Source organism: Roseateles sp., assembly GCF_047654805.1.
GTDB lineage: Bacteria > Pseudomonadota > Gammaproteobacteria > Burkholderiales > Burkholderiaceae_C > Pelomonas.
This window is the reverse complement of sequence record NZ_JASGIV010000001.1, coordinates 5,536,355-5,557,386: the sequence shown is the minus strand read 5'-3', so window position 1 is coordinate 5,557,386 and position 21,032 is coordinate 5,536,355. Positions and strand designations below refer to the sequence as shown.

At 68.6% G+C, this 21,032-nt stretch carries 23 protein-coding genes; 9 read left to right on the top strand and 14 right to left on the bottom strand.

Going from position 1 to position 21,032, the window contains the following annotated elements; translation table 11 throughout:
• The first annotated feature begins 345 nt into the window (after window positions 1-345).
• On the top strand, window positions 346-1,014 hold the full coding sequence (locus tag QM732_RS25175) for an esterase (protein ID WP_415658824.1): 669 nt from the start codon (window positions 346-348) through the stop codon (window positions 1,012-1,014).
• Between the two features lie 3 nt (window positions 1,015-1,017).
• Here the strand turns inward: QM732_RS25175 and QM732_RS25170 are convergent, their stop codons facing one another.
• The 3 genes from QM732_RS25170 to QM732_RS25160 are packed head-to-tail and all read right to left on the bottom strand — an operon-like array spanning window position 1,018 to window position 4,628.
• Window positions 1,018-1,782, bottom strand: a complete 765-nt coding sequence (locus QM732_RS25170; RefSeq protein WP_415658823.1) for an FAD binding domain-containing protein — start codon at window positions 1,780-1,782, stop codon at window positions 1,018-1,020.
• Window positions 1,783-1,792: 10 nt separating this feature from the next.
• Complete coding sequence (locus QM732_RS25165) at window positions 1,793-4,150, bottom strand: xanthine dehydrogenase family protein molybdopterin-binding subunit (protein WP_415658822.1); 2,358 nt, start codon at window positions 4,148-4,150, stop codon at window positions 1,793-1,795.
• A 1-nt stretch (window position 4,151) separates the two neighbouring features.
• A complete protein-coding gene (locus tag QM732_RS25160) occupies window positions 4,152-4,628 on the bottom strand; it encodes a (2Fe-2S)-binding protein (protein WP_415658821.1) in 477 nt (158 codons plus the stop codon).
• Window positions 4,629-4,735: 107 nt separating this feature from the next.
• On the opposite strand from QM732_RS25160, the gene QM732_RS25155 reads away from it, so the two are divergent.
• A complete protein-coding gene (locus QM732_RS25155; protein ID WP_415658820.1) occupies window positions 4,736-5,716 on the top strand; it encodes an XdhC family protein in 981 nt (326 codons plus the stop codon).
• Window positions 5,717-5,947: 231 nt separating this feature from the next.
• Here the strand turns inward: QM732_RS25155 and QM732_RS25150 are convergent, their stop codons facing one another.
• Window positions 5,948-6,580 carry a DUF6515 family protein gene (locus QM732_RS25150; protein ID WP_415658819.1) on the bottom strand — a complete coding sequence of 211 codons (633 nt, stop codon included), beginning with the start codon at window positions 6,578-6,580 and terminating at the stop codon, window positions 5,948-5,950.
• Between the two features lie 119 nt (window positions 6,581-6,699).
• Here QM732_RS25150 and QM732_RS25145 point away from each other — a divergent pair, with 119 nt between their 5' ends.
• The gene (locus tag QM732_RS25145) at window positions 6,700-7,338 is read left to right on the top strand and encodes a glutathione S-transferase family protein (RefSeq protein WP_415658818.1); all 639 of its coding nucleotides are present in this window, start codon (window positions 6,700-6,702) and stop codon (window positions 7,336-7,338) included.
• A gap of 76 nt (window positions 7,339-7,414) precedes the next feature.
• On the opposite strand, the gene QM732_RS25140 is transcribed toward QM732_RS25145, so the two are convergent.
• The 3 genes from QM732_RS25140 to QM732_RS25130 all read right to left on the bottom strand — a co-directional run bounded on the left by QM732_RS25140 (window position 7,415) and on the right by QM732_RS25130 (window position 9,278).
• Window positions 7,415-8,167, bottom strand: a complete 753-nt coding sequence (locus QM732_RS25140; RefSeq protein WP_415658817.1) for a MerR family transcriptional regulator — start codon at window positions 8,165-8,167, stop codon at window positions 7,415-7,417.
• A gap of 71 nt (window positions 8,168-8,238) precedes the next feature.
• The gene (locus QM732_RS25135; protein WP_415658816.1) at window positions 8,239-8,637 is read right to left on the bottom strand and encodes a nuclear transport factor 2 family protein; all 399 of its coding nucleotides are present in this window, start codon (window positions 8,635-8,637) and stop codon (window positions 8,239-8,241) included.
• Between the two features lie 14 nt (window positions 8,638-8,651).
• Window positions 8,652-9,278 (bottom strand): glutathione S-transferase, encoded by a 627-nt coding sequence (locus QM732_RS25130; protein WP_415658815.1) that lies wholly within the window; start codon window positions 9,276-9,278, stop codon window positions 8,652-8,654.
• A gap of 36 nt (window positions 9,279-9,314) precedes the next feature.
• On the opposite strand from QM732_RS25130, the gene QM732_RS25125 reads away from it, so the two are divergent.
• Complete coding sequence (locus QM732_RS25125; RefSeq protein WP_415658814.1) at window positions 9,315-9,794, top strand: hypothetical protein; 480 nt, start codon at window positions 9,315-9,317, stop codon at window positions 9,792-9,794.
• Between the two features lie 3 nt (window positions 9,795-9,797).
• Here QM732_RS25125 and QM732_RS25120 read toward each other — a convergent pair whose 3' ends face one another.
• The 5 genes from QM732_RS25120 to QM732_RS25100 form a co-directional block, all read right to left on the bottom strand.
• Window positions 9,798-11,171, bottom strand: a complete 1,374-nt coding sequence (locus QM732_RS25120) for an amidase (RefSeq protein ID WP_415658813.1) — start codon at window positions 11,169-11,171, stop codon at window positions 9,798-9,800.
• Window positions 11,168-11,698: a peroxiredoxin gene (locus QM732_RS25115; protein WP_415658812.1), complete on the bottom strand. Its 531-nt coding sequence runs from the start codon at window positions 11,696-11,698 to the stop codon at window positions 11,168-11,170. The genes QM732_RS25120 and QM732_RS25115 overlap by 4 nt, the downstream gene beginning before the upstream one ends.
• A 62-nt stretch (window positions 11,699-11,760) precedes the next feature.
• Entirely contained in the window at window positions 11,761-12,540 is a 780-nt protein-coding gene (locus tag QM732_RS25110; protein ID WP_415658811.1) for a putative DNA-binding domain-containing protein, read from the bottom strand.
• Window positions 12,537-13,358: a DUF692 domain-containing protein gene (locus QM732_RS25105; RefSeq protein WP_415658810.1), complete on the bottom strand. Its 822-nt coding sequence runs from the start codon at window positions 13,356-13,358 to the stop codon at window positions 12,537-12,539. Before QM732_RS25105 ends, QM732_RS25110 begins: the two co-directional genes overlap by 4 nt.
• A gap of 124 nt (window positions 13,359-13,482) precedes the next feature.
• Window positions 13,483-13,740, bottom strand: coding sequence for a hypothetical protein (locus tag QM732_RS25100; RefSeq protein WP_415658809.1), 258 nt, complete (start codon window positions 13,738-13,740; stop codon window positions 13,483-13,485).
• Window positions 13,741-13,960: 220 nt separating this feature from the next.
• Between QM732_RS25100 and QM732_RS25095 the strand changes: the two genes are divergently transcribed.
• From QM732_RS25095 to sugE, 5 genes are all read left to right on the top strand, one after another.
• Window positions 13,961-14,842 (top strand): N-acetylmuramic acid 6-phosphate etherase, encoded by an 882-nt coding sequence (locus QM732_RS25095; protein WP_415658808.1) that lies wholly within the window; start codon window positions 13,961-13,963, stop codon window positions 14,840-14,842.
• On the top strand, window positions 14,839-16,107 hold the full coding sequence (locus QM732_RS25090) for an MFS transporter (protein ID WP_415658807.1): 1,269 nt from the start codon (window positions 14,839-14,841) through the stop codon (window positions 16,105-16,107). The genes QM732_RS25095 and QM732_RS25090 overlap by 4 nt, the downstream gene beginning before the upstream one ends.
• The gene (locus QM732_RS25085; protein WP_415658806.1) at window positions 16,104-17,237 is read left to right on the top strand and encodes an acyltransferase family protein; all 1,134 of its coding nucleotides are present in this window, start codon (window positions 16,104-16,106) and stop codon (window positions 17,235-17,237) included. Before QM732_RS25090 ends, QM732_RS25085 begins: the two co-directional genes overlap by 4 nt.
• A gap of 4 nt (window positions 17,238-17,241) precedes the next feature.
• Window positions 17,242-18,510, top strand: a complete 1,269-nt coding sequence (locus QM732_RS25080) for a glycoside hydrolase family 10 protein (RefSeq protein ID WP_415658805.1) — start codon at window positions 17,242-17,244, stop codon at window positions 18,508-18,510.
• 210 nt (window positions 18,511-18,720) lie between these two features.
• The gene (gene sugE / locus QM732_RS25075) at window positions 18,721-19,035 is read left to right on the top strand and encodes a quaternary ammonium compound efflux SMR transporter SugE (RefSeq protein ID WP_415658804.1); all 315 of its coding nucleotides are present in this window, start codon (window positions 18,721-18,723) and stop codon (window positions 19,033-19,035) included.
• Window positions 19,036-19,052: 17 nt separating this feature from the next.
• On the opposite strand, the gene QM732_RS25070 is transcribed toward sugE, so the two are convergent.
• Window positions 19,053-19,436, bottom strand: coding sequence for a DUF779 domain-containing protein (locus QM732_RS25070; protein ID WP_415658803.1), 384 nt, complete (start codon window positions 19,434-19,436; stop codon window positions 19,053-19,055).
• Window positions 19,437-19,497: 61 nt separating this feature from the next.
• The gene (locus QM732_RS25065) at window positions 19,498-21,021 is read right to left on the bottom strand and encodes an aldehyde dehydrogenase family protein (protein WP_415658802.1); all 1,524 of its coding nucleotides are present in this window, start codon (window positions 21,019-21,021) and stop codon (window positions 19,498-19,500) included.
• Window positions 21,022-21,032 lie beyond the last annotated feature (11 nt).

The window sequence follows — 21,032 nt, the reverse complement described above, 5'->3', positions numbered from 1 at the left end:
GTCAACAAACATTCATGTTAGGGATAGGGTCGGGTTACCCAGAAGTAACAGACCCAACCTAGGGTCTTCTCTGATGCCTTCAGCCCGCCGGGGCCGCCAAACCGTTGCAAACACCCAACAAAGCGGGCCGGCCGCTCGCTGCCCGACCTTCGGGCCAGTCATCGTCCTCCCGGACGTCCGACATACTCGACAAGGTCTGAATTAACCTTCGCGGAATCCGAATTCAGCGCCTGTCCGCCGAGAAGTCAGGCGGGCTGGATATTCGTCGCCATGTAATCTTTCTTACTAGAAAGAAAACATTTAGCCGGATTCATCCGCAGGTCGCGTGGCACCAAAAATATGACCATGAGTCCCATGCCCGATGCCGCCCTCCCCGATCTGCTGTTCGTGCTGCTGCCCGACAGCGGTATCGCGCCCGACGGCCCCGACACCCTGGCGCCACTGGCCGCTGCCCTGCAGGCCCAGTACCCCAAGGCTGCGACGCTCACCGTACATCCCCCTCTGAGAGATGGCGAAGGGCGATGCCGCTGGTGGGTCGGTGCCCGCCCCAGCGCCGAGGGCGTCGACGCGGCCCTCCCCCACCTGATAGCCCGCCTGCGCATGGAGGCCGCCAAACTGGATCTGCCCTGGCAGCGCGTGGCGCTAGCCGGCATCGGCGACGGCGGGCTGCTGGCGCTGGAGGCCGTGCAGTCCGAAGCCGCCCTCGTCGGCCGTGTGCTGTCCTTTGCCGGCGGCTACCTGGCACGGCCAGAAGCAGCGCCACAGGACGTCTGCGTGCACCTGCTGCACGGGCTGGACGACCAGCGCTTCCCCTACCGCCACGTCGTCGACGCGGCCCAGTCCCTGGTGGACCTGGGCGCCGACGTCACCGCCGATCTCCTGCCCCATCTGGACCATGGCCTGCACCCGGCCCTGATCGAAAAGGCCATGGAGCAGCTGCGCACCTTCATCCCCGCGCGGCTGTGGCGCGAAGCGGTGATCGCGGCCCAGGACAGCGAGCGGCCCGCGGGTTGAGGCTCAGGCAGCAACCGCGCGCGCGGCCAGTTCCGGGATCAGCGCAGCACGATACGCCGCAGTGCCGTGCAGGTCGCTGTTCAGCCCCTGCGCCTCGATCTTGACGGCACGCGCCGCAGCCGGGCTCCAATCCTGGCCCAGCGCCTGCTCCAGCGCTGTGCAACGGAACACGCCTGGCCCGGCGCCTGTGACAGCCACGCGCACACCGGTGTCGAAGCGTGCGACGAACACTCCCACCAGAGAAAAGCGCGACGCTGGCTGCTTGAACTTCTGCCAGGCCGCTGTCTTCGGGATGGGGAAGCTGACCGCCGTGATCAGCTCGCCGTCCTGCAGTGCCGTCGCAAACAGGCCCTGGAAGAAGTCGTCCGCGGCGATCTGGCGACTGGCCGTGTGGATGGTGGCGCCCAGCGCCAGTACCGCGGCGGGATAGCAGGCGGCAGGATCGTTGTTGGCCAGGCTGCCCCCGAGCGTGCCGGCGTTGCGCACCTGGCGATCGCCAATGCGTCCGGCCAGATCGGCCAGCGCCGGAATGGCACGCCGCACGTCGGCGGCAGCCGCGACGGCTGCATGTGTCGTCGCCGCGCCGATGCGCAGGGTCTGGCCCGCCACGGCGATGCCTTGCAGCTCGGGTAGCCGACGCACGTCGACCAGGCCCTCGGGCGCGGCCAGGCCCAGCTTGATCGCGCCGAGCAGGCTCTGGCCGCCAGACAGGAACTTGTCGTCCGCGCCAAGGCGGGCGGTGACGGAGGATGCTGTTTGGTAGTTCATCGTCCTCTCCTCAGGTCCGGGCCGATTGCAGGGCCGTCCAGACTGTGCAGGGCGTGGCGGGCATGGGCAGGTCCCTGACGCCAATGGCGTTGCAGATCGCGTTGATGACAGCCGGCGGCGAGCCGATGGCGCCGGCTTCGCCGCAGCCCTTCACGCCCAGCGGGTTGTGCGTGCAGGGCGTGCCCGGCGCGGTCTGCACCTGGAAGCTGGGCAGGTCGTCGGCGCGGGGCATCGCGTAGTCCATATAGCTGCCGGATAGCAGCTGGCCTGATTCGCTGTCGTAGACGCCATGCTCCAGCAGCGCCTGGCCTATGCCCTGGGCGATGCCACCATGCACCTGACCCTCGACGATCATCGGGTTGACGATGTTGCCGAAGTCGTCCACCGCGCTGAACCGGTCCACGCGCACGACGCCGGTGGCGGGGTCCACCTCCACCTCGCAGACATAGCTGCCGGCGGGGTAGGTGAAATTGGTCGGGTCGTAGAACGCGTTCTCGTTGAGACCGGGCTCCAGCTTGTCCAGCGGGTAGTTGTGCGGCACATAGGCCGTGAGGGACACCTGTGCGAAGGGCACGCTGCGGTCGGTGCCGGCAATGCGGTACTCGCCGTTCCTGAACTCGATGTCGCCCTCGCTGGCCTCCAACAGGTGGGCGGCGATCTTGCGGCCCTTGGCGATGACCTTGTCTACCGCCTTCAGGATGGCCGTGCCGCCCACGGCCAGCGAGCGGCTGCCATAGGTGCCCATGCCGAACAACACCTTGCCCGTGTCACCGTGCTGGATGTCCACGTCTTCCAGCGGGATGCCCAGCCGGTCAGCGACGACCTGGGCGAACGTGGTCTCGTGGCCCTGGCCATGCGAATGGCTGCCGGTGAAGACGGTGACCTTGCCGGTGGGATGCACGCGCACCTCGCCGGCCTCGAACAGGCCCGCGCGCGCGCCCAACGCCCCTGCGATGTTGGATGGCGCCAGGCCGCAGGCCTCGATGTAGGTCGAGTAGCCGATGCCGCGCTTCAAGCCCTTGGCCTCGCTGACTGCCTTGCGCGCAGAAAAGCCCGCCACGTCAGCGAGCTGCTGCACCTGGGTCAGCGTCGCGTCGTAGTCGCCGGTGTCGTAGGTCAGGCCCACCGGCGTCGCGTAGGGGAACTGGGTGATGAAGTTGCGGCGGCGGATCTCGGCCGGATCCAGGCCCAGTTCGTGCGCGGCTGTCTCCACCAGCCGCTCGACAACATAGGTCGCCTCCGGCCGCCCCGCGCCGCGGTAGGCATCCACCGGCGCGGTGTTGGTGAACACGCCAGTAACCTCGGCATAGATGCTGGGCGTCTTGTACTGGCCGGCCAGCAGCGTCGCGTACAGGATGGTGGGCACGCAGGACGCGAAGGTGGACAGGTAGGCACCCAGGTTGGCCGTCGTGTGCACACGCATCGCGAGGAAGTGACCGTCCCCATCCAACGCCAGTTCGGCCTTCGTCGCATGGTCGCGGCCATGGGCGTCGCTGAGGAAGCTCTCGCTACGCTCGGCCGTCCACTTGATGGGCCGGCCGAGCTGCTTGGCAGCCCAGACCAGCGCCGTCTCCTCGGCGTACAGGAAGATCTTGGAGCCGAAGCCGCCGCCCACGTCGGGCGCGACCACGCGCAGCTTGTGCTCCGGAATGCCCAGCACGAAGGCACACATCAGCAGCCGCTCGACGTGCGGGTTCTGGTTGGCGACGTAAAGCGTGTAGCTGTCATCGGCCGGGCTGTAGCTGGCGTTGGCGGCGCGAGGCTCGATGGCGTTGGGGATCAGGCGGTTGTTGCGGAACTGCAGTGTCGTCACGTGCGCAGCCCTGTCGAAGGCCGCATCCGTGGCCGCCTTGTCGCCGCAGCCCCAGACATAGCTGCGGTTGTCCGGCGCCTCGTCGTGGACGATGCCCGCGTGGCCGGCCGCGCTCGCCGTGTCGGCGACGGCAGGCAGCTCCTCATAGTCCACGTCCACCAGTGCCGCGGCAGCCTTCGCCTGCGCCAGCGTCTCGGCGACGACCAGCGCCAGCGCGTCGCCCACGTAGCGCACCTTGCCGTCCGCAAGGACGGGATGCTTGGGCTCCTTCATGGGCGTGCCGTCGGTACTCGTGATCAGCCAGCCGCAGGGCAGCCCGCCGACGGCGCGGAAGTGCTCGCCGGTGTAGACGCCCAGCACACCCTCGGCCGCCGCGGCGGCGGCCGTGTCGACGCGCCTGAGCCGCGCATGCGCGTAGGCGCTGCGCACGAAGACGCCGTAGCTCTGGCGCGGCAGCACAATGTCGTCGGTGTACTGGCCGCGGCCAGTCAGGAAGCGCGCATCCTCGCGGCGCTTGACGCTCTGGCCGATGAAGCCCTTGTCGGGTGCATTCATGTCACACCTCCTTCATCGCGGCCGCGCCGGCCTGCACGGCCCGCACGATGTTTTGGTAGCCGGTACAGCGGCACAGATTGCCCTCCAGGCCCTCACGGATGGCGGCCTCGCTGGAACAGTCATGGTGCTGCACCAGGTCCACAGCACTCATCACCATGCCCGGGGTGCAGAAGCCGCACTGCAGACCATGGCAGTCCTTGAATGCCGCCTGCATGGGATGCAGCGTGCCGTCCTGCGCTGCCAGACCCTCGATGGTCGTGATGCTGGCACCATCTGCCTGCACGGCCAGCAGATTGCAAGCCTTCACGGCTCGTCCGTCCAGGTGCACCGTGCAGGCGCCGCACTGCGCGGTGTCGCAGCCGACGTGGGTGCCCGTCAGGGCCAGGTCTTCGCGCAGCAGCTGCACCAGCAGGCGGTCGGCGTCGACCTCCCTGCTGACAGCGCGGCCGTTGACCACGATACGGATCCGGTGGCTCATCGCATGTCTCCTGGTTGTGAGGCCGATGCTCGGCCTGCTTCAAGGGCTTGTGATTGCCGATTACCCTAAGGTCTTGTTCAAGACCTCGTAGCCGGAGTTGGCAATCCATGGACAACCTTGACCTGGGCGTGTTGCGCACCGCCGCCGGCTGGCGGGCCGAGGGCCGCAGCGTCGTGCTGGGAACGATCACGCGCACCTGGGGCTCGGCACCGCGACCGGTGGGTTCGCTGGTCGCCGTACGGGATGACGGGCAGATCGCCGGCTCGGTGTCCGGCGGCTGCATCGAGGACGACCTCGTCGCCCAGCTGCGCGCCGGCAGCCTGGACATCGTCAGGCCCACGCCGCTGCGCTACGGCGTCGGTGCCGAGGAGGCGCGGCGCTTCGGCCTGCCCTGCGGCGGCACGCTGGAGCTGATGCTTGAGCCGCTCACACCGCAGTCGGCGGTCGACGCACTGCTGGCGCGGCTCGAGCGCGGCGAGCGCGTGCAGCGCCGGCTGGAATTGGCGACCGGCGTCGTCACGCTAGCCGATGCCGAGCCCGGCGCCGACATGCTGACGCTGACCGACGCCCTGCTCATCAGCCACCATGGCCCACAGTGGCGACTGCTGGTCATCGGTGCCGGCCAGATGACCGACTACCTGGCCCAGATGGCGCTGGCGCTGGGCTATGGCGTGACGGTGTGCGATCCGCGCGCAGAGTACGCCGACGGCTTTCACCTGCCGGGCGTGGAGCTGACGCGCGACATGCCGGACGACGTCGTCACCGCTTTCCAGCCCGATGGCGCGACGGCCATCGTCGCCCTGACCCACGACCCCAAGCTGGACGACCTCGCGTTGATGGAGGCGTTGCGGGGCGCGGCCTTCTACGTCGGCGCCATCGGTTCTCGCGTCAACCAGGCCAAGCGGCGCGCGCGGCTGGCCGAGCACTTCGGGCTCACCGGGCCCCAGCTGGACCGCCTGCACGGCCCTGTGGGCCTGGACATCGGCGCGCGCACGCCACCGGAGATCGCGCTAAGCATCCTGGCCGAGATGACGTCCGTTCGCTATCGCAGCGCCGGCATTCGCCCCGAAGCAGGCTGTGCCGTGTGAGCGCTTTGCTTGGATCCCGGCGCCGGGCGGGACCGTCCGGTTGACGCCTTTCAAGCTTGTGCAGTCGGACCTATCGCCACTGCTCTCGCTCGTCTCGCAAGGCTGATTCCGAACACGGCCAGTTCGATGGAATGGCCCGCGTGCAAAAGAGTTGCAATGCAAGTCGCGGCGTGGTCCGCAAGACCGACCGGCTCGCCGCGCATTCAGCGCGGCAATGTCCCGCAAGGGGCGTCACCTCATCGTGTAGCCGCGTCCGTCCATGCAGGCCTCGACCGCACGGTTGAACACACTGGCGTCGGCCTGAGCATTCGGCTGCGTTGTGGCCCAGCGGTTGCAGTCGCGGCGATCACTCTCCTGCTGCTCGGTCGACTGGCCGTTGCGCGGATAGATGATGGGATCGGCCCGTGGCGGCGGCGGCGGCGGGGCCGGCACGACCTGGGCCGTGGCCGCCTCGGGCGGCGGTGCGACAACGGCATAGCCGTCAGGCACCGACTGGTAGTACACGCCGTTGGCGTAGTAGTAGGGCAGCCCCCCCAGGGTCAGCGTCACATAGGCCGGCGGCAGCAGCGGTATGACGAGCCCGATCGGCGGCAGCACGACACGGAAGCTGGAACCATAGGGGCGGTACCAGACCCCGCCATGGAACCAATAGCGGCCCGGCCCGGCGCCGACGCCCACGGCCCCATAGGGCACGTGCGGAGCCACATAGCCAGGCGCGGGATAGTAATGATCGTGGTGGTAGCGGCCATCGAACACCATGCCGATATTGGCGCGAACGCGCACATCGGCGTGGGCGGCAGGCGCGCCCATCGCGGTGCACAGCACCAGCAGGGCCGCGCCGCAGGAGTGGAACAAGGTCTTCATGATCTTCAGCCGTGAAGCCGTGGGAGTTTGCCAACGCGTCCAGCCTCGCCCGGGTGGACTGCGGTGGCGTTGCGGCAACGTAAAGTTCGCCGCCTCACCCGTCGCCAAGCCGTCCGGCCATGATCGAACTGCACTACTACCCCAGCAACGCCAGCTTCGCCCCCCATCTGCTGCTCGAGGAGATGGGTATTCCGTACACGCTGCGTGAGGTGGACCGCGCCAACAACGAGCACAAGTCGGCGGCCTATCTCAAGCTCAATCCGAACGGCCTGATCCCCGTCCTCGTCGACGGAGACCTCGTCCTCTACGAGACCGCCGCCATCCTGATGCATCTCGCCGACTGCCACCCCGAGGGTGGCCAGGTCTTTGCGCCCGCGCCCGGCACGCCCGAGCGCGCCCAGTACTACAAGTGGATGGTATGGCTGACAAACACGCTGCAGTCCATGCTGATCCACTACTTCTACCCGGACCGCATGGCCACCGACGCGGCCGAAGTGAAGGCACGCGCCGAGGCCCAGATCGCACCCATGCTGGACCAGATGGACGCTGAACTGGCCCGCCATGGCGGGCCCTGGTTCATGGGCCGCCAATACACGGCCGTCGACCCGCTGGCATTCATGCTGTGCCGATGGACGCGCATGCAGTCCAACCCGGCCAAGACGCGGCCAGCGCTGGGTGCCTACCTGAAGCGCGTGCTCGAACGCGCTGCAACCCAGCGCGTGGTGGCCAAGGAAAAGCTGCCCGACCCGGTCTACTGAGCGAGGACCGCCGACAGCACCTACGGCTGTTCGCGCCTGGCAAAGGCCGACCGCCATGCAGGGCGGTCGGCACGAGTCATTGATTCGCCCGGATCGCCGCGATCGCGTAGGTCGCGAGGCCAGGCGCCTCGGTGTCGAAATGCGCCGCGAAACGCCCGTCTGCCTCGTAGAGATCGGCCAGCTTGGCATGCATCTCGCGCGAGCAGGCATAGTGCCAGCGGTGAATGTGCTCGCGGTGCCGCTCGGCCAGCGCGCGCGCGCCGGCACCATTGGCAGGCTCGCCCCGGCGCATGGCACTCGCCCAGTCGGCCAGGATGCCGGCCTCCTCGGCCTGCATAGCGACCATGTCGGCCGGGCCGCGGGCCTTTCGGCGCGCCTCGGACGTGCCCCATTGCGGGCTGGCACCCCAGCGCCGTTCGGCTTCGTCGGCAAAGGGCGCGGAATCGGGATCGGGATCTGGCAGGTTCTGGTCTTGCAGTCGCATCGCGGGACTCCAGTCGAGGACGTTGAGGAGGGCGACGTCCAGCCCCCGAAGCCGCGAGGCCGCATCGGCCAACTCGGCTTCCAGCGCATTGCGTTGCTCGCGCAGTGCGGCCTGCAGCCCGGCGGCGTCCGCCAAGAGCAGGACGCCAATGCGCTCCAGCGCGAAGCCCAGGCGGCGCAGCCAGACGATGCGCAGCAACTGGGCCACGTCGCCCTCGCGGTAGCGACGGTGCCCGGCCTCGCTACGCAGCGGGGCGAGCAGGTCCAGGTCTTCGTAATGGTGCAGCGTGCGCACCGTCACGCCGGCACGGTGGGCGATGTCTGCAGGGCTGAGGAGACGGCTCATGACGGGGTCCTGGAGGTCACGGCCACAACTCTGAAACCTGACGCCACGTCAGGTGCAAGCCCTGCATCCGTTCACCGCGGCCGCTGTTGCATCTGCGCCAGCAGCTCACCCATCTTCTGGTGCACGGCCTGCATGCCCTTGAGCGGCCTGACCATGACCTTGAAGTCGACAATCTGCCCGGCGTCGTTCCAGCGGATGATGTCCACGCCATTGACCTGCACGCCCGCCAGCTCCAGCTCGAACTCCAACAGAACGTCCCGATCCCCTCGGATCTCGCGCACATAGCGGAAGGTGTCGTTGGCTAGCACCGCCAGCGCGGCGCCAAGATACTGCTTGGTGATGGCGCGGCCCTTCTGCGGAGTGTGAACGACGGGCGAATGCAACACGACGTCCTCGGCCAGCAGCGCGTCCAGCCCTGGAACGTGGCGGGTGCGGACCAGTTCGTGCCAAGCGTCAACGGGATGCGTCATGGAAGCTCCTCGGCTCAGGGCCAATGGCGTTGGAAGACAGCGGCCACCTCGGGGTGCTGCTCCACCCGCAGCAGTTGCGCAAAGAAGCTCGGACGCTCGGCCTGCAGCATGGCCCGCGCACCCGACCATTTGGACACGACGGTAGCCAGCAGTTCCAACGCCCCGGGCGAACCGGCATTGAAGCCGATCCCGAACTGGTCGGCGAACAGCCGCCAGTGCTCGTGCAGGCGGGCACGCGTGCCGGCGCGGATCTGCCCTTTCATCGCGTCATCGCAGGGCTCGCACCAGCGCTCCGGGTAGTCGATGACGCTGATGGCCGCATAGCAGTTGGCAGCGATGTAGACCAGCCCTCGCAGCACCCGCGCCCGCGCGCCTGCGTCGATGGGCAGCAACAGGCCCGGTGCCGCCGCCAGGCCCAGGTGGATGAGGATGGCCGCGCTTTCCGTCAACACCGTGCCGTCAGCGAGGACGAGCGTCGGAATCTGGCCCAGCGGGTTCACGCGCAACAGCTCGTCCCGCCCCGGACCGGGGTTCCAGGACGCCGCGTCGACGCCCGTGTAGGCCAGGCCTGCGCGTGCCAGCGCTGCCTCGATGGCCGCCGAGCCCGAACCCTTCGTACCGTACAAGGTCAACATCGTCATGACTCCTTCGTTGAGCGTGCAAAATCGTCTCACACCATGAACGCCCGTCCCGCCTTGCCGCCGTCCCGCCGCGCCGGCCCCAAACCCAGCTTCGGGCGGGTCCGTGTCGGTGTGTACGGCCGCGTGATGATGTCCGTCGCTGAAGGGCCATTCGACGCTGAGCTGATGGCGGCCACGAGGCGCGCCATCGCACTCGCTGGCAAGCGCCTGCCGGCCGACCGCCGCTTCGCCGACCTGCTGGAGATCCGCGGCAGCCTGCAGATGGACTCCGACGCGTTGGGCGCGCTGCGCGCCAGCATCGACAGTTTCGCTTCGCGTGGCATCACCGCCCTCTCCACCGTCTTCCTGGTGCGTCCCGGCATCCCGGGCATCGAACGCCTGCCGGCGCTGATGGACATCTGGCGCGCCAGCCGTCCCGTGCGTCGAGCAGACAGCTTCGAATCCGCCTGGGCCCTGGTCAACGCCGACCTCGCGGCAGCCGGGTTGCCCACCCAGGAGCCACCGCCGGTGCGCTGAGCCTCAGACCGGCCAGGGGCGCGGGGCCGGGCGCAGCCGCTCCCAGGCCGCGCCAAGGGCCAGCACGCCGGCATCGTCGAAGCGGCGGCCGATGATCTGCAGCCCGACAGGAAGCCCGGCCGAGGTGTAGCCCGCGTTGATCGCCAGCGCCGGCTGCTCGCTCATGTTGAAAGGCAGTGTGAACGCAATGTGCTCGAACGGCCGGGCAGGGTCGTGCAGCGGGCTGGCGAGGTGCGCCGGATACGCCGGCATGGCTGCCACCGGCGACAGCACGAAGTCGAAGGGCTCGCAGGCAGCGTGGGCGGCCTCACGCAAGGCCTGCATCTGGCTGTACCCGCGGAAAACGGTGGCACCGTCGTAGCCGGCCGCTGGCGCGACCCAGTCCAGGATGTAGGGCAGCACGCGGGCGCGACGCTCTGGCGCGAGAGCCGAGATGTCCAGCCAGGAACGCATGCGCCAGAAACGGTCAATGCCATCGGCCATCTCGCGCGTCGTGAATGGGCCCAGCGGCTCGACGGTGGCACCAGCCTCCTCGAAGGCGCGCGCTGCGGCGGTGATGATCACCGCCACCTCGGACTGCACCGCCTCGCCCCAGCCGGCATCCATCATCAGGCCCAGTCGCAAGCCCCGCGGCACGATGCCAGGCGGCCAGACGAAGTCGGACGGCGGCAGTTGCGTGGGGTCACGCGCATCCGGGCGCGCGAGCGCGGCCAGCATCAGCGCGGCGTCCGCCACCGTGCGCGTCAGCGGCCCGGCCACACGGCCGGCATAGCCGGGCTTGATGGGCACGCGGCCGTGGCTGGGCTTGAGGCCCACCAGGCCGCACCAGCCGGCCGGCAACCGGATGGAGCCACCAATGTCGGTGCCCAGGTGCAGCGGCCCGTAGCCGGCAGCGGCGGCAGCGGCGGCACCGGCACTCGAGCCACCAGGCGTGAGGGCCACGTTCCATGGGTTGCGCGCCGGCTCGGCGTAGAGGCTGGACAGGCCTGAGCTGAGCATGCCGTAGTCGGGCATGGTGGTGCGCGCCCAGGCGATGGCGCCGGCCTCGCGCAGCCGCGCCGCCGGCGGCGCCTCGAAGTCAGCCACCGCGGCATCGGCCGTCGCGGCGGTGCCCAGACGGTAAGCCACACCCGGCTGGGCGATGTTCTCCTTCAGCGTGACCGGCACGCCCTCAAGCGCCCTCGCGGTCCCGGTGCGCCAGCGGACCTCGCTGGCACGGGCAGCGGCCCGTGCGCCGTCAGCGTCGATGGCGCACAGCGCATGCAGCTCGCCATCGCGGCGCCTGGCCTGGGCCAGCACCGCCTCCATCACCTCGACGGGCGACAGCGTGCCCGCACGGTAGGCCGCCAGCAGCTCGGCCGCGCCGAGGGCAATCACTTCTTCAGCTTCTCGGCGGCCTTCAGCATCGCGTCGATGTGGCCGTCGGGGTTCATGCTGGCATGCACGGCAGCGACCTTGCCATCGGTGCCGATGAGATAGGAGACGCGGTCGGCCATGCTGCCCGGCACAAGCTTCAGCGCCACGTCGTAGTCCTTGATGACCTTGCCGCCGGCGTCAGCAGCGACGGCGAACTTGTTGCGGCAGGCCTCGACACTGAACTTCTTCAGCGTCTCGATGTCGTCATTGGACATGCCAATGACCGTGGTGTTGAGCGTCTTGAACTTGTCCGTGGCCTCGGCGAACTGGTGAGCCTCGACGGTGCAACCGCTGGTGAAGGCCTTGGGATAAAAGTACAGCACCACGGGTCCCTGCTTGAGCGCGTCGGCAAGGCGGAACTTGAAGGGCTGGCCGCCAACGGCGGCGTCAGCGCTGAAGTCGGGCGCCGGTGCGCCCACGCTGAGAGCGGCGTGGGCCGTTGGGATGAGCAGGGCGGCGAACAGGGCGGTGAGCAGGCGTCGTGACATGGCAGGCCTCGGTGGTGAGGCTCGCAGGATAGCCAAGCCGCAAAGCCCCGCGGGGCCGGTGGTCAGGGCTGGCGCAACAGGCCCTCGGCCAGCCAGCGCTGCAGCGCCGCCACGACGGCCGGTGCAGCCGCCTCGGCATCGCCGAGCTGCTCGGCGACGCGCTCGCACAGCCGGGCGAAGGGTTGACCCACGGCAACGGCGTCGAGCAGCGCTGCCTCCAGCGGCTCCAGCGAGCGCCAGCGCGTCTCCAGGCCCTGGCGCCAGGCCAGCAGCACGTGTTCGTGCGGCAAGGGTTCGGGCAGGCCAGGTGGGTCTTCGGCCGATTCGGGCTCCCACTCGCGCAGCGCACGCCAGGCCGGCTCAATGGCATGGGCGAGCGGCACGCGCTGCACGCTGGGTTGCAGCTGCAGCACCAAGCCGGCCCAGCCGTCCGGATCCAGGCCGGCCAGTGTCGCGGCATCGAGCGGGGGGGCATCGGCGGCGTCGAAGGCCCCGCGCAGCGCCCAGTCCATGCGGGCGACGTCGACCAGGCTGGCATGAGGCACCAGCGAGTCGCCGGCCACGGCCATGAAGTCGGCAAGCGCGTGGCCAAACCAGCGGATGGACGGGTGCCGGCTGGGTTGCGTGGCGAGATAGGCTCGACCCAGGGCGTCGAAGGCCGCGTCGCCCAGCGCCCGGGCGAGCACGGTGTAGTTGTCGGCCAGCGCGGCAACGAGGCGGGCGCGGTAGGCATGGCGGTAGACGGCCAGACCCGTCGTGAAGTCGCCGGCCAACAACTCGCCGACGTCGGCGTCGTCGCGGATGGCCGCAGCCAGGCGCCGCTGGAGCTCGATCGTGGTCATACCGAGGCCGCCAGCCGGCGCGCCACCGCCAGCTCGACCAGAAGCTCATCCAGCGGCGGGATGCGGTCATCGCGCTCGATCATCGTCGGCACGGTGCCGAAACGCTTCACCGCGTGCAGGTACAGCGCCCAGACCTCGTCGCGTACCGGGTGGTCGTGGGTGTCGATGACGATGTCGCCGCGGTCCTCGTGGCCGGCAAGGTGGATCTGGCGCACGGGTCCGACGGGAATCGCGTCCAGGTAGTCCACGGGATCGAAGCCGTGGTTGCGGCCGCTGACATAGACGTTGTTCACATCCAGAAGCATCTGCGCACCGGTGCGTTGCAACAGTTGCGCGATGAAATCCCATTCCGCCATCTCGTCGGCCGCGAAGCGCACGTAGCTGGAAACGTTCTCCAGCACCAGGGGCCGGCCCAGCAGGTCCTGCGCCTGGGCGACGCGCCCCGCCACGTGGTCCAGTGCGACGCGAGTCAGCGGCACGGGCAGCAGGTCGTGGAGCTGGCTGTGAGCGTCCGCGCTCCAGCACAGGTGGTCGGACACCCAGCCCGGTTCAAGCCGGTCGGCAAGGCGGCGCAGCTCGCGCAGATGACCAAGGTCCAGCGGCACCGGCCCGGCGACGGACAGCGACACGCCGTGCATGACCAGCGGGTAGTCCGCCCGGATGCGCTCCAGGTGCGCCAGTGGCGGGCCGCCGGGCACCAGGTAGTTCTCGGCAATGATCTCCAGCCAGTCCGGCCGCACGCCGGCATCCACGCCGGCCTCGAAGGCGGCGTAATGCTCCACGCGCAAGCCGAGGCCGAAGCCTTCAATCTTGGTCATGTCGGCAAAAACGGAGACGACGCACGGCCGCAGGGTCGCGCACCTCCCTGCGGCAGCCGTGGGACTGGCATTGCCAGTCCACCGGCTGCCCCCGGGGAGGCACGCCAGCCCCTCGGGCGTGGACTTACTTCTCCACCTTGCCGCCGGCCTTGGTGCACTCGTCGGCGCTCTTCTTGCTGACCCAGCCCTGGCCCTTGCAGCCGTTGTGGCCCTTGCAGTCGTTCTTGGCCGTCTTGCACTCGGACGTGCCCTTGCAGCTGTTCACGCCGGAGCACTTGACCATGCCGTCGGCCGCCGCCGCGGTCGTGGGAAAGGCGGTGGTGGCGAACAGGGCCGCGGCCGCGGCGGCAATGCCCAGGCCATTCTTCAGTGATGCGTTCATAGGGAGCCTCCAAGAGGGAAGTGGATGAGATCGGGTCACCACAGGTCGGTCCCATTTCCCAGGCACCGACTTGCCAGCCTGCGTCGCAATGACTCGCCGAGTCCTTACAGCCAGCGTGCAGATTCTGATTACCTGCCGTTATGGCTGCAATGGCGCGTGGCATTCGTCAGGAGCCAGCGGCGAGCTAGAGTCCGCGGGCTAGATCGCGTCCTTTTTCCCCATGCTGAACACCGAAACCCCGAGCACCCGCCACCCCGACCTGGATACCTACGCCACGCCGGCGCTGCTGGAGGCCTTCATTGACGACCAGACCGCCGCCGTCGCCGCTGTCAAGGCCGCCGCGCCGTTGCTGGCCGCGGCCGTGGACGCCGCGCTGCCGCGCATCCGGGCAGGCGGCCGGCTGCTCTATGCCGGTGCCGGCACCTCCGGCCGTCTGGGCGTGTTGGACAGCGTGGAGCTCTACCCCACCTTCTCCTGGCCGCGCGAGCGCGCCGTGGCCGTGCTGGCCGGCGGCGAGAGCGCGATGTTCGTTGCCGTGGAAGGTGCCGAGGACGATCACGGGCAGGGCGGTGCCGACATCGCGGCGCTCAAGCCTGGCCCCAACGACGTGCTTCTGGCGCTGGCCGCATCCGGCGGCACGCCCTACGTGCTGGGCGCCATCGAGGCCGCACGCGCAGCCGGCGCGCTGGCCATTGGCTTCGCCAACAACCCCGGCGCCCCCGTCACGCAGCAGGCTGAGATCGGCATCGTGCTCGACACCGGCCCGGAGGTCATCTCTGGCAGCACCCGGCTCAAGGCCGGCACATCGCAGAAGATCGCGTTGAACACCTTCTCGTCGGCGCTGATGGTGCGGCTCAACAAGGTCTACGGCAACCTGATGGTGGACCTGAAGGCCACGAACGCCAAGCTGGTGAAGCGGGCGCTGGCGCTGACGGTGCGCGCCTCCGGCGCCAGCGAGGCCGACGCGCAGGCAGCCCTCGCGCAGTGCGACCACCACGTGAAGACGGCGCTGGTCATGCTCAAGCGAGGCGTGGGCGTGGATCAGGCGCGAGCGTTGCTCGCCGCAGCGGATGGCAACGTCGGCAAGGCACTTTCGGCATGACGCGCTCACCCTGGGCGTGGATTCCCAGCCTCTACTTCGCCCAGGGCATCCCCTACGTCGTCGTGATGACCTTGTCGGTCGTCATGTACAAGAACCTGGGCATCTCCAACACCGACATCGCCCTCTACACGAGCTGGCTCTACCTTCCCTGGGTCATCAAGCCGCTGTGGTCGCCGCTGGCGGAGCTGTTTGGCACCAAGCGACGCTGGGTGACCGTACTGCAGTTCTTCGTCGGCGCGGCGCTGGCCGGCGTCGCGCTGACCATCCCGACGGACAAGGTCTTCCAGCTCTCGCTGGCGGTGTTCTGGCTGATGGCCTTTGCCTCGGCTTCGCATGACATCGCGGCTGACGGCTACTACATGCTGGCGCTGCCTCAGCACAGCCAGGCCGCCTTCGTCGGTGTGCGCTCGACCTTCTACCGCCTGGCCAACATCGGCGGCCAGGGCGGTCTGGTCTACCTGGCCGGCGAGCTGAGCGAGCGCAGCGGCAGCGTGGCGCAGGCCTGGAGCATCGTGTTCTGGCTGCTGGGCGGCCTGTTCGTGCTGCTGGCCGTATGGCACGGCTTCGTGCTGCCCCGCCCTGCGACGGACGTGCGCGGCGTGGGCGGCGCCGCCGCTCGGGGCCTGGTGGCCGAGTTCTTCTCTGTCTTCGCCAGCTTCTTCAGGAAGCCGGGCATCGCGGTCATCCTCGGCTTCCTGCTGCTCTACCGCTTTCCCGAGGCGCAGTTGCTCAAGCTCGCCAGTCCATTCCTGCTGGACCCGGTCGACAAGGGTGGCCTGGGCCTGTCCACCAAGGCCGTGGGGATCGCTTACGGCACCGTGGGCCTGACGGCGCTCACGCTGGGTGGCCTGGCCGGCGGCTGGGTCATATCCCGCGTCGGACTGAAGCGGGCGCTGTGGCCGCTGGTGCTGGCCATGCACGTGCCCAACGTCGCCTTTCTGCTGCTGGCGCTGATGCACCCGACCAGCCTCGCCATCATCAGCGCCGCGCTGGCTGTCGAGCAGTTCGGCTACGGCCTGGGTTTCACGGCCTATCTGATGTACATGATCCACGTCGCCGAGGGTCCGCAGAAGACCGCGCACTACGCAATCTGCACCGGCTTCATGGCCCTGGGCATGATGATTCCCGGCATGTGGAGCGGCTGGTTGCAGGACCACATCGGCTACGTGCCCTTCTTCGCCTGGGTGCTGGTGGCCACCGTGCCCAGCTTCGTGATGGCGGCGCTGATCAAGGTGCCGGAGAACTTCGGGAAGAAGGACGAATGAAGGACCGCCTGTTGTCCCTGGACGCCTTTCGCGGTTTTGCGATCGCGGCCATGCTGCTGGTCAACAACCCGGGCGACTGGGGCAACGTCTACGCACCGCTGCTGCACGCCAAGTGGAACGGCTGGACGTTCACGGACTGGGTCTTCCCTTTCTTCGTCTTCATCAGCGGCATGGCGATGACCATCAGCCTGGCGCGCCGCGCCCAGGCCGGTGCCGACAAGGGACTGCTGCTGCTGAGCATCTCGCGTCGCGCGCTGGTCATCATCGGCATTGGCCTGCTGCTCAACCTCATCCCCAGCTTCAACTTCGAGACGGTGCGCATCCCCGGCGTGCTGCAGCGTCTGGGCCTGTGCACGCTGCTGGCCGCGCCCATCGTCATCTGGTGCGGCGCGCGCGGCGTGGCGCTGTGGGCCGTGGGGCTGATGGCGGTCTACTCGGTGGTTCAGCTGTGCCTGCCGGTACCCGATGCGGACGGCATCGTCCACGTGGGCCTGCTGGAGCCCGGCAAGGACGCAGGCGCCTGGCTTGACCGCCTGCTGCTCGATGGCCATCTGTGGAGGCAGGCCAAGACGTGGGACCCCGAGGGCCTGCTGTCCACGCTGCCGGCGGTGGCCTCGCAGTTGCTGGGGGTGTTGGCGGGCTATGTCCTCGCATCCCAGCGCCAGCCGGCCGAGAAGACCATGACCTGGGTTCTCGCCGGGCTAGCCTCGTTGTGGCTGGGGCAGGTGCTCGATGCCTGGCTGATGCCCATCAACAAGTCGCTGTGGACGCCGTCCTATGTGTTCGCGATGGCGGGCTGGGCCTGCCTGGTGTTCGCCGTCTTCTACTGGCTGCTAGACGCCGCGCCGCAGCCGCTGGCCCGTGCGCGCTGGGCACGGCTGCTACATCCGCTGGTCGTGTTCGGCATGAACGCGCTGTTCCTGTTCGCGCTGTCGGGACTGGTGGCCAAGATGCTCTACACGGTCAAGTTCGCCGACGGAAGCACGCTGGGCCGCGTGCTGTACGCGCCGCTGCGTGACTCGGGCCTGACACCGGCCAACGCCTCGCTCCTGCACGCCCTTCTCTTCGTGCTGGTCATGTACGCCATCGCCTGGCTCATGTACCGCAAGCACTGGTTTGTGAAAGTCTGAAACCATGAAACGCCGCCACCTGCTCAGCCTTGCCTCCGCCCCCCTGCTCGCCGCATGCGCAACGCCCACGGTGCCCACCGTGGCGCCCGGCGAAGCCGCGTTGAACGCCACGCCCCCCGCGCCAGCGGCGTCTGGCGCCGCCACGCTGACCCCGCCTCCGCCGCGCGAGTGGCGGGCCGCCTGGATCGCCACCGTCGCCAACATCGACTGGCCCAGCAAGCCGGGCCTGAGTGCCGAAGCGCAGCAGGCCGAGATCAGGTCGCTGTGCGACACCGCCGTGAGCATCGGCCTGAACGCGCTGATCCTGCAGGTGCGGACCAGCACCGACGCGCTGTACGAATCCAAGCTGGAACCCTGGAGTGAGTACCTGACCGGCACCCAGGGCCAGCACCCCGGCTACGACCCGCTGGCCGTCTGGCTGGCCGAGTGCCGCAAGCGCGGCCTGGAACTGCACGCCTGGTTCAACCCCTACCGCTCGCGCCACAGCTCCGCCAAGTCACCGCTGGCGGACAGCCATGTCAGCCGCGCCCACCCCGACTGGGTAAGGCAGTATGGCGACCAGCTGTGGATGGACCCCGGCGAGCCGCAAGCCGCCGAGCACACGCTGGCCGTCGTGCGGGACCTGTTGAGCCGCTACGCCGTCGATGGCGTGCACATCGACGACTATTTCTACCCCTACCCCATCCAGGACCCAACCACCAACCAGGAGATCGATTTCCCCGACGAGCCCAGCTGGCAGAAGTACCTGGCCAAGGGCGGCTCGCTGGGCCGCCACGACTGGCGCCGCTACAACGTCAACACGCTGGTGCAGCGGCTGTACGCGCTGGCCCATGAGGTGCGCCCCGGCACGCGAGTTGGCGTCAGCCCCTTCGGCATGCCCAAGCCCGCCGCCCGTCCGCCGGGCATCAGCGGCTTCAGCCAGTACGACAAGCTCTATGCCGACGTCGAGCTGTGGTTGCGCGAGGGCTGGATGGACTATCTCGCGCCCCAGCTCTACTGGCCGCGCGCCCAGACCGCCCAGGCCTTCGAGCCGCTGCTGCAAGCCTGGCGAGCGCAGAACCCGCTGGGCCGACCCATCCATGTAGGCCTGTTCACGAGTCGCATCAACGACACCGACAGGAGCTGGCAGCCCGACGAGGTGCTCGCCCAGATCGACATCATCCGGCGCGTGTCGCCGGGTAGCGGCCACATCCACTTCAGCATGGCAGCGCTGACGCAGAACCGCAAGGGCATCGCCGACGCGCTGCGCACGCAGAGCTACGCTGCGCGCTGAATAGCGCCGCCTTGGCGCCCCATGACGGGGTTGCACCCCTGTTGCGACGCAACCACCCACGCGGCACCAGGGCATGCGCGCCTGCCGCGCCACTGCTGCCTACACTGCGTCCCGCCCCCGATGGGAGCGCCCGGCCTGGACGACCTGGCCGGCTCACCACCTCCCGGGACGACCCGAACGCATTGCGCTCAACGCGCCAGGAGATCGTTCATGGCATGGCTGGTTCTTGTCGTTGCTGGCTTGTTCGAAGTCGGCTGGGCCATCGGCCTCAAGTACACCGAGGGCTTCTCGCGCCCCTGGCCCACGGCAGGCACAGTGGCCGCCATGGTCATCAGCGTCGGCCTGCTGGGCCTGGCCATGCGCACTCTGCCCGTGGGCACGGCCTATGCAGTGTGGACGGGCATTGGCGCCGTCGGCACCGTCGTGCTGGGCATGGTGCTGTTCCACGAACCTGCCACGGTGGCGCGCCTCACCTGCGTAGGGCTCATCCTCGCGGGCATCGTGGGGCTGAAGCTGACGGCCTGAACAGCCCTGAGCCGCCGTCAGGCCGGGCAGGCCCTGATCGGCTCAAGCAGCGGCACCTCCTCATCGGCCCAGAGCCGGAAGTGCGCGACGAAGTGCTGCCCCGAACCATCCTCCAGCCCGAAGCTGCCGCTGTTGCCCGGCGCCACGTCCAGCGTCATCTGCAGGCCGGCCAGGTAGTCGCACTGCGCATGGCTGGCATAGACCGGCACACCGTCCACGCTGCCCAGCAGGCGGTCGCTGGCGTTGAGCTTGAGCTCGTGCACGGCAAAGCACATGGGCGCGCTGCCGGCACAGCAGCCGTGCGACTGGTAGAACAGGATTGCACCGTGCTCGCGGCGCAGCCGGCCGATGAGCGCCTGCGCGGCCTCGCTGGCCTGCACGCGGGGGATATAAGCGATCATGGCGACGCCCCAGGAAAAAGGGGCGGCCCGAGCCGCCCCTGAGTGTCGATCACGGTAGCGATCAGAAGAAGCCCAGTGCGTTGGGGCTGTAGCTAACCAGCAGGTTCTTGGTCTGCTGGTAGTGGTCAAGCATGGCCTTGTGGGTTTCGCGGCCGATGCCGGATTCCTTGTAGCCGCCGAAGGCTGCATGCGCGGGATAGGCGTGGTAGCAATTGGTCCACACGCGACCGGCCTGGATGCCCCGGCCCAGCCGGTAGGCGCGGCTGCCGTCGCGGCTCCACACGCCAGCGCCCAGGCCGTAGGGCGTGTCGTTGGCGATGGCCAGCGCCTCGGCCTCGTCCTTGAAGGTGGTCACGGCCAGCACCGGGCCGAAGATCTCCTCGCGGAAGATTCGCATGTTGTTGTTGCCCTGGAACAGCGTCGGCTGGATGTAGTAGCCGCCAGCCAGGTCACCGCCCAGCTGCGCGCGATCGCCGCCGATCAGCACCTTGGCCCCCTCCTCCTTGCCCAGCGCGAGGTAGGTCTGGATCTTGTCCATCTGGATGGACGAGGCTTGCGCGCCCATCATGGTGTCGGTGTCCAGCGGGTTGCCCTGCTTGATCGCCGCTACGCGCTTGAGGGCGCGTTCAATGAACTTGTCATAGATGCTTTCCTGGATCAGCGCGCGACTGGGGCATGTGCAGACCTCGCCCTGGTTGAACGCGAACAGCACCAGCCCCTCGATCGCCTTGTCCAGGAAGGCATCGTCCTGGTCCATCACATCCTCGAAGAAGATGTTGGGGCTCTTGCCGCCCAGCTCCAGCGTGGCCGGGATCAAGTTGGTGGCCGCCGCCTGGGCGATGACACGGCCGGTAGCCGTGGACCCGGTGAAGGCAATCTTGGCGATGCGCTTGCTGCTGGCCAACGGCATGCCGGCCTCGCGGCCGAAGCCATTGACGACGTTGAGCACGCCCGGGGGCAGCAGGTCGGCGATCAGATCCACCAGGATCAGCAGGCTGATGGGCGTGCTCTCGGCAGGCTTGAGCACGACGACGTTGCCGGCGCCCAGCGCGGGAGCCAGCTTCCAGGCTGCCATCAGGATGGGGAAGTTCCACGGAATGATCTGGCCGACGACGCCCAGCGGCTCGTGGAAGTGGTACGCGATGGTGTTGTGGTCGATCTCGCTAAGCGCGCCCTCCTGCGCGCGCACGCAGCCGGCGAAGTAGCGGAAGTGGTCTACGCACAGCGGGATGTCGGCGTTCAACGTCTCGCGGATGGGCTTGCCGTTGTCCACGGTCTCGGCATAGGCCAACAGCTCCAGGTTGGCCTCGACGCGGTCAGCGATCTTCAGCAGGATGTTGGCGCGCTCGGCGGCCGGCACGGCGGCCCACTTGGCCGCGGCGGCGTGTGCAGCGTCCAGTGCCTTCTCGATGTCGGCGGCGGTGGAGCGCGCGGCCTGGGTGTAGACCTTGCCGTTAATGGGCGAGACCACGTCGAAGTACTGGCCGTCGACGGGCGGCACGAACTTGCCGCCGATGAAGTTGTCGTAGCGGGGCTTGTAGGCGATCTTGGCGCCGGGGGTACCGGGGGCGGCGTAGACGGTCATGGCTGTCTCCT

Coding starts and splice junctions, on each gene's coding strand:
- QM732_RS25175 (WP_415658824.1), top strand. CDS start 346: ATGAGTCCCATGCCCGATGCCGCCCTCCCCGATCTGCTGTTCGTGCTG.
- QM732_RS25080 (WP_415658805.1), top strand. CDS start 17,242: ATGAAACGCCGCCACCTGCTCAGCCTTGCCTCCGCCCCCCTGCTCGCC.
- QM732_RS25090 (WP_415658807.1), top strand. CDS start 14,839: ATGACGCGCTCACCCTGGGCGTGGATTCCCAGCCTCTACTTCGCCCAG.
- QM732_RS25125 (WP_415658814.1), top strand. CDS start 9,315: ATGAACGCCCGTCCCGCCTTGCCGCCGTCCCGCCGCGCCGGCCCCAAA.
- QM732_RS25095 (WP_415658808.1), top strand. CDS start 13,961: ATGCTGAACACCGAAACCCCGAGCACCCGCCACCCCGACCTGGATACC.
- QM732_RS25065 (WP_415658802.1), bottom strand. CDS start 21,021: ATGACCGTCTACGCCGCCCCCGGTACCCCCGGCGCCAAGATCGCCTAC.
- QM732_RS25110 (WP_415658811.1), bottom strand. CDS start 12,540: ATGACCACGATCGAGCTCCAGCGGCGCCTGGCTGCGGCCATCCGCGAC.
- QM732_RS25100 (WP_415658809.1), bottom strand. CDS start 13,740: ATGAACGCATCACTGAAGAATGGCCTGGGCATTGCCGCCGCGGCCGCG.
- QM732_RS25150 (WP_415658819.1), bottom strand. CDS start 6,580: ATGAAGACCTTGTTCCACTCCTGCGGCGCGGCCCTGCTGGTGCTGTGC.
- QM732_RS25105 (WP_415658810.1), bottom strand. CDS start 13,358: ATGACCAAGATTGAAGGCTTCGGCCTCGGCTTGCGCGTGGAGCATTAC.
- QM732_RS25115 (WP_415658812.1), bottom strand. CDS start 11,698: ATGTCACGACGCCTGCTCACCGCCCTGTTCGCCGCCCTGCTCATCCCA.
- QM732_RS25130 (WP_415658815.1), bottom strand. CDS start 9,278: ATGACGATGTTGACCTTGTACGGTACGAAGGGTTCGGGCTCGGCGGCC.
- QM732_RS25145 (WP_415658818.1), top strand. CDS start 6,700: ATGATCGAACTGCACTACTACCCCAGCAACGCCAGCTTCGCCCCCCAT.
- QM732_RS25135 (WP_415658816.1), bottom strand. CDS start 8,637: ATGACGCATCCCGTTGACGCTTGGCACGAACTGGTCCGCACCCGCCAC.
- QM732_RS25160 (WP_415658821.1), bottom strand. CDS start 4,628: ATGAGCCACCGGATCCGTATCGTGGTCAACGGCCGCGCTGTCAGCAGG.
- QM732_RS25085 (WP_415658806.1), top strand. CDS start 16,104: ATGAAGGACCGCCTGTTGTCCCTGGACGCCTTTCGCGGTTTTGCGATC.
- QM732_RS25070 (WP_415658803.1), bottom strand. CDS start 19,436: ATGATCGCTTATATCCCCCGCGTGCAGGCCAGCGAGGCCGCGCAGGCG.
- QM732_RS25155 (WP_415658820.1), top strand. CDS start 4,736: ATGGACAACCTTGACCTGGGCGTGTTGCGCACCGCCGCCGGCTGGCGG.
- sugE (WP_415658804.1), top strand. CDS start 18,721: ATGGCATGGCTGGTTCTTGTCGTTGCTGGCTTGTTCGAAGTCGGCTGG.
- QM732_RS25140 (WP_415658817.1), bottom strand. CDS start 8,167: ATGAGCCGTCTCCTCAGCCCTGCAGACATCGCCCACCGTGCCGGCGTG.
- QM732_RS25170 (WP_415658823.1), bottom strand. CDS start 1,782: ATGAACTACCAAACAGCATCCTCCGTCACCGCCCGCCTTGGCGCGGAC.
- QM732_RS25165 (WP_415658822.1), bottom strand. CDS start 4,150: ATGAATGCACCCGACAAGGGCTTCATCGGCCAGAGCGTCAAGCGCCGC.